This window comes from Paenibacillus terrae HPL-003, assembly GCF_000235585.1.
Classification (GTDB): domain Bacteria; phylum Bacillota; class Bacilli; order Paenibacillales; family Paenibacillaceae; genus Paenibacillus; species Paenibacillus terrae_B.
This window is the reverse complement of record NC_016641.1, coordinates 4,397,752-4,414,149: the sequence shown is the minus strand read 5'-3', so window position 1 is coordinate 4,414,149 and position 16,398 is coordinate 4,397,752. Positions and strand designations below refer to the sequence as shown.

Annotated in this window: 13 protein-coding genes; 1 reads left to right on the top strand and 12 read right to left on the bottom strand. The window is 48.6% G+C overall.

Annotated elements, in window-relative coordinates:
* Positions 1-82: 82 nt before the first annotated feature.
* From HPL003_RS19885 to HPL003_RS19855, 7 genes are all read right to left on the bottom strand, one after another.
* On the bottom strand, positions 83-3,157 hold the full coding sequence (locus tag HPL003_RS19885; protein ID WP_014281536.1) for a X2-like carbohydrate binding domain-containing protein: 3,075 nt from the start codon (positions 3,155-3,157) through the stop codon (positions 83-85).
* Between the two features lie 488 nt (positions 3,158-3,645).
* Positions 3,646-4,818: a M20 metallopeptidase family protein gene (locus HPL003_RS19880; protein WP_014281535.1), complete on the bottom strand. Its 1,173-nt coding sequence runs from the start codon at positions 4,816-4,818 to the stop codon at positions 3,646-3,648.
* 112 nt (positions 4,819-4,930) lie between these two features.
* Positions 4,931-7,063, bottom strand: a complete 2,133-nt coding sequence (locus tag HPL003_RS19875; protein ID WP_014281534.1) for an ABC transporter ATP-binding protein — start codon at positions 7,061-7,063, stop codon at positions 4,931-4,933.
* Between the two features lie 45 nt (positions 7,064-7,108).
* Positions 7,109-8,005: an ABC transporter permease gene (locus tag HPL003_RS19870; RefSeq protein ID WP_014281533.1), complete on the bottom strand. Its 897-nt coding sequence runs from the start codon at positions 8,003-8,005 to the stop codon at positions 7,109-7,111.
* Between the two features lie 30 nt (positions 8,006-8,035).
* A complete protein-coding gene (locus tag HPL003_RS19865; RefSeq protein ID WP_014281532.1) occupies positions 8,036-8,962 on the bottom strand; it encodes an ABC transporter permease in 927 nt (308 codons plus the stop codon).
* Positions 8,963-9,014: 52 nt separating this feature from the next.
* Entirely contained in the window at positions 9,015-10,658 is a 1,644-nt protein-coding gene (locus tag HPL003_RS19860) for an ABC transporter substrate-binding protein (protein WP_014281531.1), read from the bottom strand.
* A gap of 260 nt (positions 10,659-10,918) precedes the next feature.
* A complete protein-coding gene (locus HPL003_RS19855) occupies positions 10,919-11,428 on the bottom strand; it encodes a GNAT family N-acetyltransferase (RefSeq protein WP_014281530.1) in 510 nt (169 codons plus the stop codon).
* A gap of 125 nt (positions 11,429-11,553) precedes the next feature.
* Between HPL003_RS19855 and xerS the strand changes: the two genes are divergently transcribed.
* On the top strand, positions 11,554-12,654 hold the full coding sequence (xerS, locus tag HPL003_RS19850; RefSeq protein WP_014281529.1) for a tyrosine recombinase XerS: 1,101 nt from the start codon (positions 11,554-11,556) through the stop codon (positions 12,652-12,654).
* A gap of 19 nt (positions 12,655-12,673) precedes the next feature.
* Here xerS and mobB read toward each other — a convergent pair whose 3' ends face one another.
* From mobB to HPL003_RS19825, 5 genes are all read right to left on the bottom strand, one after another.
* The gene (mobB, locus tag HPL003_RS19845) at positions 12,674-13,207 is read right to left on the bottom strand and encodes a molybdopterin-guanine dinucleotide biosynthesis protein B (RefSeq protein ID WP_014281528.1); all 534 of its coding nucleotides are present in this window, start codon (positions 13,205-13,207) and stop codon (positions 12,674-12,676) included.
* On the bottom strand, positions 13,204-14,481 hold the full coding sequence (locus HPL003_RS19840) for a molybdopterin molybdotransferase MoeA (protein ID WP_014281527.1): 1,278 nt from the start codon (positions 14,479-14,481) through the stop codon (positions 13,204-13,206). Before HPL003_RS19840 ends, mobB begins: the two co-directional genes overlap by 4 nt.
* A gap of 193 nt (positions 14,482-14,674) precedes the next feature.
* Positions 14,675-15,430, bottom strand: coding sequence for a DUF4247 domain-containing protein (locus tag HPL003_RS19835; RefSeq protein ID WP_014281526.1), 756 nt, complete (start codon positions 15,428-15,430; stop codon positions 14,675-14,677).
* Between the two features lie 13 nt (positions 15,431-15,443).
* Positions 15,444-15,950 carry a DUF4178 domain-containing protein gene (locus HPL003_RS19830; protein ID WP_014281525.1) on the bottom strand — a complete coding sequence of 169 codons (507 nt, stop codon included), beginning with the start codon at positions 15,948-15,950 and terminating at the stop codon, positions 15,444-15,446.
* A gap of 26 nt (positions 15,951-15,976) precedes the next feature.
* A complete protein-coding gene (locus HPL003_RS19825) occupies positions 15,977-16,384 on the bottom strand; it encodes a DUF350 domain-containing protein (RefSeq protein WP_014281524.1) in 408 nt (135 codons plus the stop codon).
* Between the last annotated feature and the right edge of the window lie 14 nt (positions 16,385-16,398).

The window sequence follows — 16,398 nt, the reverse complement described above, 5'->3', positions numbered from 1 at the left end:
CTTATGCTAAATGCTGCAAAGCAGTTTAGCCATTTTAGCAATAGCCCCCTTTTCGTTCGGATTTCGCTTACCTAATCAGGGTTTACGGCTCTATCCCCCATTGCTTGCTTCCAGACAAGTAAGCAGTTACCTTAGTAGAATCTTTTAAACTGGTTGCTGTGGCGTCAAAGGAATAATCATCGGTTTGGGTGTAATTGCTCCAATCCGCTTTGGATATCCGTGTTTGAAGTTCCACACTTTGACCGGGATCTAAAGAACCCGCACCTGACTTAAAGCCGATTTCGACATAAGAATCTGCTCCCTGTTTCGGATTGGACAGCGTTTTGAAGCTGGCGACCACATTCTCAGGACCAATGCTTGACCAATCCGCGAAGAAGTTTTGGGGCTTCTCCCCATTTACCGTGTAATAATAATGCAGCGTCACATTCGCAAGGGAAACGGACGAGGTTCCTGTATTCGTAATTTTAAACTTGGAGCTGATCGTATTACTTGTTTCGGATACATTCCCATTGAAGGTCTGTACCTTGAGAACACCCTGTTCTGTTCCTGGCTCGCCTGATGTATTTTCTTTTACTGTCACCGTGAACAGCACATCGCTACCTGCATTAAAATGAAACGTTAGCGCTGTGTCTCCTTTAGGGAGTTTGGACAAATACCTATTGGAAAAGGTGACCGTTTCGCCATTGAGCGTATAATCTTCACCTTTATTCAGCACCACGCTACCCTGCTGGATGGCGTCTAACGTATTACCGTTCAGTGTAAGCTTGACGGAAATATCGGTATTTGCGTTATCCTGTCCATAGGTTGCAGTCGTCGGCGTAATGCTTGACTGACCTGCAGATGGTTGATCACCTTTCACTCGATCTGCCACCAGAATACCGCGGCCATTTGTTCCCAGATAAGCACGTCCATAAACTCGGGGGTCACCGATAATGGTGGTCACCCGAGCATATTGATGCTTGTCGTCATTAATGCGTACCCAGTTTGCGCCAGCATCGTCCGAACGGTAAAATCCGCGTGTACCGTCGATTTTACCAACGATGAATACAGTTGCATTGGTACGACTCGGTGCTGCTTTACCAAAGCCTACAAAGTCTGCCTCCTGCACATTAGCAAGCTTGGTGAACGTAACGCCGGAATCCTTGGAATGCCACAAGCCGTATGGCCCTCCATCCTCAGAGCCCCCAGCGAACCACACATCCCCTTCTACTCCACGTACTGCATCAATATCGGCATTACCTACGGTTGGCAAGCCAGATACCGCCGAGGCTGTGAACGATACGCCACCGTTGGTGCTGACATATATTTTTCCGGCCGCGAACGCATAATATTTGTCGGAGTTCACCCGATCCGAGGCAATCTTCGCGTTCGCTGGAATACCTGTACTTGCGGTCCATGAGTTGCCGCCTGTTATGGAGTAAAATACGCCTTTGTCCGATGTACTCCACAGCAAGCCATTACCATCAGCCGCAACGGCAATACTTCCCCCTCCTGCTGTACCGGAAGGCTCGCTGTTCGCTTTATACCAATTCGCCCCCCCATCATTGGAGAAGCCGATGGATTTGGCATTCGGATCTTTTTGGTAATCGGCTTTGCCTACCCGCGCCATAAAAGCAGGATTCAGCTCGGCATAGTCGATGCTTTCACTGCTTGTAAAGGTTGGATTATCCAGCATTTTAGCTGGAGCCTTGAACAGATCATCATGTCTGAAACCGGAGACATCCCCTACTGCGCTCACCAAAGGCGCACCGGTTGGAGGGCTTACGAGATCCAAAATCGCCGTTTCTTCTACCCCCTTTGCTGCTACCGAAATGTCCAGCTTGCCGCCTTTGCCCCAATTCGTCACATTTTTGGAGCCGTAAATGGTAGCTCCTGTGCCGTACAACATATGATCTGAATTAAATGGATCAATCTCCAGATCCCCGATCATCCAGCCCAGCTTGGGCGATACTTCCGGCGGAGCAGGGTTGACATTGAAAGTCAGCCAAGGCGCAGCTGTTATATCCAAATTGTATTTCAGCTTGCGAGTTGGATAACCATCGAATTCCCAAATGGGGCTCCATGTTGCCCCGCTGTCGGTGCTGCGATAAATCTTTGCATCTGGCCACCAGGAATTTAGCGTAGCTACCATGAGAGTACCCGGCTTCTGGGCGTCTACTGTCAGTCCACCATATCCAAAATAATTGTCCGTGCTGCTACTGGCAACGGGGCTAATGTTGGTCCATTGTCCGCTTGCTGTATTCAATTTCCACACTTCACCTTTTGTCCCGTCATATGGACCTGCTCCATCGCTATAAGAGATGTACAGGTTGCCGTCCGATGATAACACCCCATGATGCGGCAAATAGCCCGTTGGTTGTCCTGCTACAGCGGACCAGGTTGTCCCGCCATCTGTACTGCGGTAGACACTTTGATTCTTATCAGCTACCCCCACATAGATCGTCTGTGTTGCTTTACTCGCAGAGCCCGTCTTTTTGTCAAACGTAATCCAGGCCAAACCAACGATATCACTGGTGTACTCATTGGAAGGGTCCTGTACATACGTGCCCGGATTCGGGAAACTGCTCACCTTACTCCAGGTTGCCCCGTAATCCGAGCTTTTCCATAATCCATTACCGCTCCGTGCCCCGAAGAACAAAATATTGTTCTTATTGGGATCAATCGTCAGACGTTCGCCCATCGAGCGTCCTGGCATATTGCCTCCCACCTTAAAAGGAAGCTTCGTTGTCTCCCACGTATTGCCCCGGTCGGTCGACCGCATAACCTGCCCATTTTGCTTGTCCCAGGAATTGGTATACGTACCTGTAGCTATATATACACGATTCGGATCAACAGGATCAGTCGCTAACGCATCTACGCCATTTTTGTTCCAATCTTCCCAACCCACAGAATCCGTCAACGGAATCCAGCTCTCGTCAGCGGGATTCCAGCGGTAAGCACCTCCGATATCCGTACGGGCATAGATCAGATTTTTTTCCTTCTCATTAAAAATGATACCAGGCACAAAACCGCCACCGCCACCCGTGACCACACTCTTCCAGGTGTACTCATCACTTGGAGCGGCGGCATGTAACGGCGTTATCAACCCTGTCCAGGAAGCACCCGCTACTACAAGCGCCAAACACGCGATCCTAAACCTACTTTTTGCCTTAGTCAATGAATTCAACCTCCTTCTCTATTTTCATTTGAATATGCGAGTCATTTCCAGATGAAAGAAATCAGTCGATTCCGGATTCGTTCCTAATCGTTGCCTTTCCAACAACCAACATAGTCTGATAAAAGCTTCTCTCGGCCTCACCTCCAGTCGTTATCAATGAAATACAACAGGAATTACATTTTGTAAAGCGCTTACATTTTGTCTTGCTCAATAGATTCGTCATCTTTTTCTCATTTCCTTGTGTAAAAAATCAAGATTATGTTAATATCATTACTTGCCTTGTAGCTTACAGTATGGATTTGATCCTTTACCTGGGCATTGATACCTTTTACATATTTCTATTATGAATTTTTCATATATTGAAATAATTACTTCATTTTTCATTCTTTAATATCTGTCAAAATACTTTGAAATACGCCAAAAAAACCGCGCTATGCGCGGTTCCGGCTTACGTGAATGCCATCGATGAACCTTAAATATATCCTTTATTATTGCAAATATTCAAGCGCCAGCGCCAAAAATATGTGGCCTGACACAAGCAATGCACGCTCATCAAAATCAAAATGAGGATGGTGGTGAGCATAATGTGTTCGTTCATCCTCATTACGCGCTCCAACATGAATGAAAGCTCCCGGCCGTTGCTCCAAATAATAAGCAAAATCCTCTGCTCCCATGACCGGCTTCAGATCCAGAAAAGCGTCTGCTCCATACAGCCTGCCGACAAGCTCGCGAACACGTTCGGTTTCGGCTTCAGCATTCACCAGAGAAGGATAGCCATTCAGATAGTCAATTTCATATCCTGCATGATAAGCCTCAGTCAAACCCTTGACGATACTGCGAATTTCATTCTCGACTTCCTTGCGCACTTCTTTATTAAACGTACGCACGGTCCCTTCGATTTTAGCCTTATCCGCAATGACATTGAAGGCGGTTCCCGCCTGAAAAACACCAAGGGTCAGCACCGCTGATTCAATTGGGTCTACCCTGCGACTGACCACCTGCTGCAATCCGTTCACAATTTGACTACCAATGACAATAGAGTCTACCGTCTGATGCGGTCGCGCCCCATGCCCGCCTTTGCCCTTGATCTGGATCGTAAACGCATCGACAGCCGCCATGGCGGGCCCACTCTTTAATCCAATTTTACCAAGTGGAATTTCAGATGCGAGATGGATACCGTATACCGCCTCCACCCCATCCAGACAGCCATCCTCGATCATGAACTTCGCACCGCCGGGTGGTTTTTCTTCCGCATGTTGAAAAATAAACACAAGCTTTCCCTTCAGTGCCTTCCGGTTATGGCTTAACACACGTGCCACACCAAGTAGCGCAGCCGTATGACCATCATGTCCGCAAGCATGCATAACACCGGGAACCATGGATTTATATGGTGCATCCTTTTCATCCTGAATAGGAAGTGCATCAAAATCGGCGCGAAATGCGATCGTTCTGCCCGGCTGATCTCCCTCTAAAAAACCGAGTACGCCGTTCCCGCCTACATTCGTTCTCACCTCTATGCCAAAAGAACGCAATTGATCGGCGATAAATGCAGACGTATTCGTTTCCTCAAAAGAAAGCTCGGGATGCTGATGCAGATGTCTTCTCCACGAAATCAGGTCCTGCTCACCATCTTTCAACTCCTGAACCCATTTCTCTAGCATAATACCCTCTTTTCCTATTGATTTTATATATTTGTATGTTTATCTTACCATGAATTTACTGTATAATCTTCTATCCTGCCGCTATTCAAGCCAAAGAGGACATGTCTTTGATTTAGGCTGGATAGTGACAAGCGGCATAATGCCCTGTGCCAATCGCTGTCAGTTTCGGCGCTTCCTCACGGCAACGCGAGGTCGCCAGCGGACAGCGGGTATGAAAACGACAGCCAGACGGGGGCTTCGCAGGCGAAGGAATCTCACCTTGTACCGTAATCCGCTCCCGCCGATTTTTAGGATTCGGATTAGGGATGGAAGCAACAAGCCCTCGGGTATAGGGATGCGCCGGATGCCGGAAAAGCTCCTCGCTTGGCGCAATTTCTACGAGCTTACCCAAGTACATAACCCCAATCCGATCCGATATATGTCGGACGATGTGTAGTCCGTGTGCGATAAACAAATAGGTCGTATCCAGCTTACGCTGTAAATCCTGAAGCAGATTGACAATTTGCGCCTGAACGGAAACATCCAAAGCCGACACTGCCTCATCCGCCAAAATAAACTGCGGTTGCAGCGCAATTGCACGGGCAATCCCGATCCGCTGGCGCTGGCCTCCCGAAAATTCATGCGGAAACCGCGTGATCAGCGAAGGCGACAATCCGACTGCACTTAGTAGTTCCTCAACCCGTTCCCGTTTGGCCTTGCCACTCAGCTTTTCATGAACCGCAAGCGGTTCACCGATAATATCCCCCACATTCCAACGCGGATCAAGTGATCCGTAAGGGTCTTGAAAAATCATTTGCATATCACGGCGTGCAGCTCGTAATTCGGAATGCCCTAACCTTGTCAGCTCCCGATCCTGAAACCATACCTGCCCTGAGCTCGGACGTTCCAACTGCATCAGCAGCCGCCCTAAAGTAGACTTACCGCTGCCCGATTCACCGACCAATCCAAAGGTTTCACCCTGCCGGATTGAAAATGATACATCATCCACTGCCCGGATGGAAGCACCTGCCCGACCAGGAAAGCTTTTTTTCACCGGATAATACTTGCGAAGTCCATCCACCCGGAACAAATCCTGCTTGTTCTGCCCAGTGTCTGTGCCAGTTACATTGGATATTGCAGGTTCCTTTACCTTTACTCCATCACCGCTCACCATGATCCCATCAGCAGCAGATATGTACATCACTTCTGCCGCTACTTTTGCCGCTTCTTCAAATGCATCTGCCGAGAACTGCTCTTCCACTGACAGCTCTGAAATACGCCAATCACCGGATGCAGTCAACTGCTCCGAATGCCAGCAAGCTACCTCGCGACCATCCTTGGCAGCCAAGGGAGGCGCTTCGTTAATGCATTGATCCGTCGCATACGGGCAACGCGGGTGAAACAAGCAGCCGGACGGCAACGCGCTCAGGCTGGGGATGGCCCCCGGGATCGAAAACAGCTTGCTGCTGCGATCTGTATCCAACGTTGCTACTGAACGAAGCAAACCTCTTGTGTATGGGTGCAGCGGCAGCTCGAACAACTCTTCCGTTGCAGCCTGCTCCACTACTCGCCCGGCATACATCACGACAATTCGATCCGCAACCTCCGCCGCAATACCCAAATCATGCGTAATCAACAGAATTGACATGTTGAATTCCGCCTTTAGTTCCTGAAGCAACTGCAAAATTTGTGATTGAATCGTTACATCCAGCGCGGTCGTCGGTTCATCGGCAATCAGCAGCTCAGGGCCACATGACAGCGCCATCGCAATCATCGCCCGTTGCAGCATCCCGCCGGACAGCTCTCCGGGATACTGCTTCATACGGATTTCCGGCTCGGGAATCCCTACTCTGTTTAGCAAATGAACGGCATGAGCCCACGCTTGCTTCCGTGTCTTCCGGTCGTGCTCCATAATGATTTCCATCAGCTGATATCCAATGGTATACACCGGATCAAACGCCGCCATCGGCTCCTGAAATACCATCGCCATCTTTTTACCGCGAAGCGAGCGTAATTCCTGCTGCGATAAAATGGTCAAATCTATGCCCTTCAACCGTATTTGCCCTTGGGCAATTCGTCCGTTCTCATAATCGATCAGCCGCATAATCGCCTTGGAGGTAATCGTTTTTCCGCTGCCGGATTCACCAACGAGGCAGACCGTCTCCCCCGCCCCGATCGTCAGCGATACGTTGTCGAGTACTTGCAGCAAACCTTTTTTAGTGTGAAAATCGACCGATAAATGTTCAATCTCCAGCAATGATGACAAACGAGCTCCCTCCCTCTATAGCACTAACAAATAGGCTTCCTGATGCTAGTTTGCGTTCTTTTTCGGGTCCAGCTCATCTCTCAGCTTGTCGCCCAATATATTGACCGATAGCACGAACAACGTAATGGCTAGACCAGGAAAGGTGCATATCCACCAAGCCACTGTCAAATACCCGCGTCCCTGAGACAATACCGTTCCCCAATCCGGAATTTCCTTTACCGTGCCAAGCCCCAGAAAGCTTAATCCCGATCCGGCCAAAATAGCGCTGCCGATTCCGAGCGTCGCCATCACGAGCAGAGGTGACAAGGAATTAGGAAGCACATGCCGCCAAAAGATGCCGAAAGGTGTAACTCCGATGGAGCGTGAAGCCGTAACGTAAGAACGTCCTTTTATACTCATTATCTGTCCCCGCATGACCCTTGCATAGCCCGGAACAGCAGATATGGCTACCGCCAGTACGATATTAAACAAGCTCGGCCCGAGTGCTGCCGCAATTGCCAAAGCCAGCAGAATGCCGGGAATCGTCATCAAAATATCAATAAACCGCATCAGCACCGTATCCACGATGCCACCAATGTAGCCTGACAGCGCCCCGATAATTCCACCGGCCAGACCACCAACGAGCACCGACATCAAGCCGATAAACAGGGAATCCCTACTTCCATGAACAACCAAACTGAATACATCCCGCCCAAAATAGTCCGTTCCGAACCAGTGAGCAGTGCTTGGGCCCTGTAAAATCTGGTCGCTTAACATTTCTGTTGGCGCATAGGAAGCAATCCATTGTGGAAATGCTGCACAGGCGATCACGAATACAATAATCAGTCCTGCCGCATATACGAACCCATCCGACAGTCCCCCGAACTGCAACTTTCCGGTTTTCAGAATCACCCGCTGCTTTCTTTCCTTCCAGACCGTTTTGGCCGCCATCGTTTCTCTCAACTGTCTTCCTCCTCCCTGATTCCTGCCGACTTACACCGAGCGTCTAACCCTTGGATCAATGAATGTATAGGATATATCCACCAATAGATTTACGATCACGTACATGATGGCAGAGAACAACACGACTCCCTGCACAACCGGTAAGTCCTTAGCCATAATCGCATCCGCAATTAAACGCCCAATGCCTTGTCGTGAAAATACCGTCTCACTCACAACCGCTCCGGCCAGCATTTCTCCCATCAGCATCCCGATCATCGTTATGGCCGGAATCAACGCATTGCGTAGTGCATGACGATACATAATGACCTTCTCCGACAAGCCTTTGGAACGGAGCGTAACGATGAACTGCTCATTAATGACTTCCAGCATACTGTTGCGTACCATTCTGACAATGAACCCTGCACCGACAATGCCCAGTGTGAGAGATGGAAGCACAAGTGTTTTCCAGCCGTTCGAGCCCATTGCAGGCAGCCAGCCCAAATGAATGGAGAAAATAAGCAACAGTAGAATTCCTGACCAGAATGTGGGCATGGAAATGCCGAACAATCCAACGAGTCGCGCAATGATATCAATCGGCTTATTCCGATGAATGGCCGACAGTACTCCAAGCAGAACACCGATGATAACCGAAATGGCAGAACCGGCAAGCGTCAACGCCAAAGTAGGCGGGAGATTAACCCATATTTTAGGCAGCACCGGATCAGCATTGAGCAGTGATTTTCCAAAATCACCTTGCAACAGCTTTCCAAAATAATTTAAAAATTGCATATGAAAAGGCTGATCCACTCCTAGCTGATGACGCAAATTAGCGATCATCTCTGGTGTAGCTGTCGAGGGGTCCAAAATGGTATCCACCGGGTCCCCCGGAAGGAGATATAAAATGGTGAACACCAGAATACAAGAACCCAGAATAACCAACAGAGAGGTAGCAAATCGACCCACAACTGCTCTGACCATGACGTACATGCTCCTTTCGGTTTGGAATGTTCTCAGAGGTCATTTACAAAGCCTATTTTTGAATACGCACATCGTTAAATAGCGGATAACCCACTAAATCGAATTTGAGACCCTGTACCGACTTGGCGGCTCCAACGGTATAAGGGAATACATAAATCGGAATGATAACGGCTTGATCACGGATCAATTGTTGTACCTTTTTGTAAATTTCCTCCCGCTTGGCATCATCCTTTTCAATAGCTCCCTGCTCCAGCAGCTTGTCGACCTCCGGATTGGAGAAGTTAGGCAGCGTAGGCCGCTGATTCGGAGCCGCTGTATGGTAAAAAGCATATAACGCGTTCGGGTCCACATTGACTTGACTATTCCCGTAGAAATCATAGTTTCCGTTCGTATATACAACCGTTGCAACATCCTTGGTAATTTCAATCTTCACATCAACACCGATTTTCTTTAGCTGTTGCTGGATAATGGCTGCAATGTCGTTGCGCTTTTCACGATTCGGCGTGCCATCTACATAATGCAAGGTCAGACGTTTTCCATCCTTCACTCGAAACCCATCCGCACCCTTGACCCACCCCAGCTCATCCAGAAGCTGATTAGCTTTGTTAGCATCCGGCTGCAAGCCGTTTTCAAGTGATTTATCATATGCGAAAATGCCCGGAGTAAGCGATGACCAAGCCTGCTCATAGGTGCCCAGGTATAGGGTTTTGACAATCGTTCCCACATCAATACCGTATTGCAACGCCTGTCTGGCCTTCAATTCATTCCACGGCGCCTTCTTCTGGTTAATGAACAGCGTGTACGGTAAGCCTAGGGTATTGACCTGCAACAATTGAAAATTAGGGTCACTCTTCAGTGTTAAAATGTTTTGTGGAGGAACTGTCTCTGCGGCCAAAGCCTGCCCACTCTGTACACTACCAATCCGTGTCGCTTCCTCCGGCACGATTTTAAAGGTCACGCTATCTAAATACGGAGCTCCCTTGTTCTCAGTGGTTTCTGGTGCCCATTTATAATCCGGGTTACGCTCAATTTTGATTTCTGCATTTTCGTCCCATTTTACAAACTTGAAGGGGCCTGTGCCCACCGGATGCTTGCCGAATTGATCTCCATATTTCTTGACTCCTGCAGGAGAAACAATAGCTACTGCCGGGATCGTTAAATTGCTCAAAAATGCCTGTGATGGTCGTTTCAGATTCAGCTTAATGGTATATTCGTCTATCACTTGTGAGGATTCATACGGGGCCAGCAAGTTAGCGGCATTGCCTACTACAGCTTGCGGATCAATAATGCGGTCATAGCTGAATTTAACTGCTTCCGCATTAAACGGAGTTCCGTCATGGAACTTGACGTCCTTGCGCAGCTTGAACGTATAGCTTTTGCCATCCTCGGAAAAGCTCCATTCGGTCGCCAGCCAAGGCTTAATCGTATTGTCCGGCAGCTTTACCACTAAATTATCGAATATCCCCCGATACACCCGGGATGCTACCGCCAAGCCACTCTTATGCGGGTCCAGTGAATCCGGCGATGTTGCCAGTGCATAGGTCAGGTCTTCACCTTCTGCGGCTTGCCCGCCTCCCGCTGCATTTGCCCCGGTGTTCGTAGAATTGGCTCCGCCATTGCCTGAGCATGCCGACAATACCAGCACCAGCGACAGGGTTAGAGCTAACATGTTCGCATATCGACTTGTTCGTTTCACCTGTAAAACACTCTCCGTTCTCGTGGGTAATTTTATGAATGCATTGCATACTTTGAAGCCGATGTTGTATTGTTGATAATTCCAATCAGTTATATATGAATTGTACAAATAACTGTATACCCGCGTTTTTACAGTGTCAATGCAAGTTCTAATTGGAATGATCTATGGATGGATAGAAGAATTAAATTGACAACGCAAAAAAGAGCCGACAGGATGCTCTCTCCGACTCACTTTTGTTGCTAACAACAATTTTGAATTTTTCAGGTATTGAAAAACTGACTTATATTCCCTCTTACCGGATGAATCTGCTCCCTGTAATCCCCATTCGTATAACTGCCAATCACCTTACGCCAAAAGGACTGCGCTGGCCTGTTCGTGCTCATCTGCGTTACCTTCCAACGCCCGCTAAAACGTCCAAACAGCTCATGAGCCGCCCAAGTGCCGACTCCATTATGCCGATAAGGACGTAGCACAAAGAACTCAGCCATGTAATAGTCAGCCTCCCGATTGCTGGACATTCGGTCAACCAATGCGAAACCTACGGGAACGTCCTGCCTCCAAATTAGAAAAGGCAGCTTCTGTTCACCGCTTGTCCAGTATTGATACAAGTCCGGGTAAGCCGGGAATGTCCCGTTTTCAGTAACATCAATTCGAAGATAGGCTGTAAAATCATATAAATAAAATTGCATGAGCTGCACAATAATGCCCTTCTGCAACTCCGGCACACTTTTTATGGACAGCTTCAATTCGGACTGGATATCATACCCCATACTTTCACCTCTCTTGACGGATCAGTTCGTTCTTTACTTCGATTTGCATCCCATCTTACATTCCATCCGATGCTGTTCAAAATATGCTAAAATACATATATTATGACCGGACGAGGTGGAATCCAATGAATATACAAAAGATCATCGACCGGCGCAAACTGGATGAAAAAATGCCGGGATTACCATGGTACGTGCAGCAATTTATGGATTACAAGCTACCCGACCTGTCCCCTTCCACATTGCTGGAATATGTGCGGGATTATGAAGCTTTTTTTACATGGCTTCGCTCGGAGGGCTTGTCTGCCGGAGAGACGAACGCCCAAGTTACGCTGGAAGAATTGGAGACGCTCCATATGGATAGTATTACAGGCTATCGTTTGTTTCTATCCACGAAGCGTGAAGGCTCCAATTCCCGAATTACGATTTCACGTAAGCTTTCATCCCTGCGTTCCCTCTTTCATTATTTGAGCCAGATTGCTGAGGATGAAAACTTTTATCCTTTGCTCAAACGCAACATTATGGCCAAGGTCGAAATCAAGCGTATACATAAACCCAAGGACACGGCCGCCAAGCTCAAAGGAAAAATACTGGAAGAGGAAGAGCTGCTTGAATTTATCGGCTATATTTATGAAGGCTATGGACAAGATTTGGCCGATAACAAGCAGGCACTGTACTCCTATGAGCTGAACAAGGAACGGGACGCCTGCATCGCCAGTCTGATTCTAAACTCGGGCCTGCGCGTATCTGAAATCGTCAATCTGAATCTGGACGACCTGGATGTAAACAATAAATTACTATATGTGTACCGTAAAGGCAACAACGACGAGACCTTTAAAACGCCAGTATATTTCCGCGAGCAGTCCAAAGATGATCTGGCACTCTATTTATCCCTGCGGCATATCCGTTATCGCGCACCCAAAAAGGAAAAGGCACTTTTCGTCGCACGTCCCAACGGCAGTACGGAAGGCAAACGGATGACCAAAAGAGCGATTCAGGCGATGATTATCAAGTATGCCAAACGGTTCGGCAAGCCTTACCTGACCGTTCACAAGCTCCGTCATTCCTTTGCCACCGACTACTATCTGCAAAACGATATTTACAAAACGAAGGAACAGCTCGGTCACGCTTCAACGGAAACGACAGAAGTCTATGCCCATCTGACCGACAAGACCATGTCCCAGGCGATTGAACGGCGGGTGGATACTCAGGCCGACTCGGCCGATTAATGTCTCAGCCCTGCTCATCCTAGACTCCTTCTCTCTGCTTCTGAATCTGTCCAAGTAACCAGCGGCCTGCCGGGCCGTTGGTATCGGCGGAAAATATCTGCATCATTTTATCCGAAAAATGGCTCTGTGCCCAAAGCGTTTGATCCTCCCAAACCGCTACTCCCTGTACATTTGTCAGCTCTGTGGTAAGCTGGGCATCCGATTGTTCCCGCACCATGACCAGCTTCGGATAATTCTCCTGCTTGAAACCCTCCAACAGCACACAGTCGTATGCCTGAAAATGCCGGATCAGTCCGGTGACAGGCCGACTATACTCCTCTAAAATGGCTGTTCTTCCACCTGAAACAATGGCTACGCCTTCGGCTCCCGCTTGTCGGTGCTTGTACGTATCTGTTCCCTCATGATCCATCTCAAACTCATGTCCATCATGCTTGATCACAGCTACGCGTAGCCCAGACTCCCGCAAATAACGAATCAGCCCTCCGAGGAAGGTCGTTTTACCCGTATTTTTGAATCCGACGACCTGACATACATACGGATTCGTCGTATTCACGTCACCTTACCGCCTTGAAGCACCAGTACACGCACCTCTTCCCCTGCACGCAAGCCTTCAGTTGTTGGAGGAACCACGATCAGACAGTCAGTGTCCTTAATCGTCACCATGACGCTGGATTCATCTACTCGCGCAGGAATTGCATATACCTGCCCGTTGCGTATTTCCAAGGAGCTACGTACAAAACGGGTAAAATTGTTCACCTTCGTATAATCTGCTCCCAACCGAGCCGTCCAAGTTTGCAAATACGGCTGCTCTGAAGACAGCATCATTTGGATGGTGGGTCGCACAAACAACTCACAGCCTACAAAGCACGCACCGGGATTGCCAGAAAGCGCAAATAGTAGCTTGCCGTCAATCACCGCGGATGTAGTCACACTGCCCGGACGCATTGTGACCTTGTTGAACAGCATATCCACATCCTCCTGTCGTACCAGATCGCCCATAATATCAAAATCCCCCACCGATACTCCACCACTCGTAACGACGATATCGTAGGCAGCTATCGCTTCACGTACAGAAGCACGAGCGAGAGTCAAATCGTCATGAATAGCTTGCAGGATGAACGGCTCCCCCCCTGCCTCCCTGATTTGTGAAGCCAGCATATATGTATTACTGTTCCGAATTTTTCCCGGCTGCAACGGCTCATCTACAGCAAGTAATTCCGAACCTGTGGAAAAAACGGCCACCCGTGGCTTCCTGTAGACGGGTACCCGATGTACACCAAAGGTTGCCAGCACCGAGATGTGTCCTGCCCCCAGACAGGTTCCTTTACTAAGTAAAAGCTGACCTTCCTGAATCTCATGGCCGATCGGCGTCACATTTTTACCGATTTCCATGCGTTTCTTTAAGCCGACATATATCAGTCCGTCTTCCTCGCGTAGCTGTGTCGCTTCCAGCATAACAACCGTGTCTGCCCCATCAGGCAATTGTGCTCCTGTCATGATGCGCGCCGCCAATCCAGTCTCCACCCGCTTGTCCGATACGGTGCCGCAAGGAATTTCATCAATCACACGTAGCCAAATCTCCTGACCGGACGAACAGACTTCAGTGTCCGAACCAAGGATCGCGTATCCATCCATGCCTGAACGACGGAAGCTGGGGTATGGGTGTGGTGCGGTCAAATCTATCGCCAAATAACGTCCATGCGCCTGCTCCAGTCCTACATCCTCCCGTTCACCCTGTTTGACATGAGTAGCTATTTTGCTTTGCGCTTCTTCCACTTGAACCGCTTTGCGCTGAAATTTGTCTGAATTTAATTGTGCCTGATTCATATCTTCACTCCGTTCTTTATGAAAATGTCCTCTTTCTGTTATAACGCTAAAACCGTTTTCTGGCAAATCCGGGCCACATTGATTGGGTAGCGGCAAGTCTCTATCCACAAAAAAACAGCCCGGGATCTCATTCCCGGACTGTTTTGGCAGATTCTATTTTAAAAGTTTGCTCGTCAATACACACTTAACCCCATCATCGTCGACTTCGTCGGCTGATTTTACCTGAACCGCTGCGTGTCTTAGGCTTACTATAAGATTTGCGCGGCGAATCAAAAATGCTGGAACCACTGCTGCCCCGGTCACGTGAAATCGAGCCTCTACTCGGCGAACTGCTACTGGAGCCTCTGTCGAACAGACTTCCGCTGGACCCGACACTGGAATCAGACCCCTTACCTCTGCGAGTAACGGAACCTTTCCGCTCCACCGTAATCGGTGGGATCACTTTCTTCTCCTGCACCGTAGGTGCACGGTACTGGCCCTGAGAAGGACGATATACATCTCTGCTTGAATACCCCCGGTAAGAGCCTGATCCGCGCAATGAATCAAACAGAGCATCCAGTACGGTTGCTGTTAAGTATCCTTTTAGAAAACTGGAACTGTAATTTTGCTCGACATACCTTTTACTGTCGATTTCAATTAATGTGTCTTCCTTCTTGGCTGGATCTTGCTGCAAATGATACCATTCATCGCTGTAAACCAGAAACATCCGTTCATTGCTCTGCGGCGATATTTGTTCCGGCTCACGCTGTTCTTTCAGTTCCTCCGCCACTTCCGGAACCGTTTTGCCTGCGGCCCGGTACACGTACGAGGTGGAGTTACCGCTGCCACTGACTGATTCCAGCGGGTACGTATCTTTCACATTTGGCGCACCGCAACCGCTTAACACGGATACGAACAAGCTCAGCGCCACAATGACCTTTAATGCATACTGCCAGGTGCGTTTGCCCATGTGTCACCCTCTCCTAGCTTGCCCGAATAACCTTGACGTCTCCGGTAATTACTTCTTCTCCTTCATAAAGCATAAAGCGGCCGTCCTGCCACTCTACACGCAGCAGATGATAATTATCCGACTGATACTGCCAAACATGCTGCTCTCCACCCTGTCGAAAAGGAGCACGACCCATAACCGTAACATTCCCAAAATACTGCTCTTCCAAATGATACGTTGTATCATCCAGCTCCAGAATCGTTGGCACTTCCTCCGGATTGTCCAGTCTGCCGTCGATGGCCTGGTACAATCCAAATTGCAGCGTTTCCCGTTCCTCAATATGAAGGTAGCTGACCTGATTACCATCCTGAATTGTCAGAACAACAGCATTCCGAGCGCGATTATGTACTCGGCCTACCACTTCATATGTGACAAGGGACACTTCACAAATATCGCCGGGATTTAAATGAAGCATGCTTTTTTCCGCTTGCGGCGGCTCCGGCTTGGCAAACAGATTCGAAATTCGTTTCCACACACCCATGATGATTCCCCCTGCTTTTCTTTAGCCTAAAAACATGCCGCAATGATCAAAGCGCCGACCAGATGCAGCGTACCTGAAAACAGACCAAAGCCAATTTTGCCTTCCTGCGTGCCTTTATCCAGATCAAGCTGTGCCCAGTACCGAAGCAACAGACGTACGACAATTTCCAAAACAAACAGAATGACAAAGGCGATCACAGAATACACAAGCGCCTCCAGCAAATTGTTAGCTGTAGCAATGGAACTTGACAAAATATACCCCTGTGCAAACAGCTTCATAATTAACCGGACTGTTACGGCCATATTACCGGCTTTCACTTCTGCAAAGTCCTTATACTTCGTAAATAAAGAATCAATGTACATCAATACGAACAACAAAACGGCACCCGCGCCAGTCCATACAAGCATCGCTTTCATCGTTTCTAAAAAATGCATTTCATACCATCCTC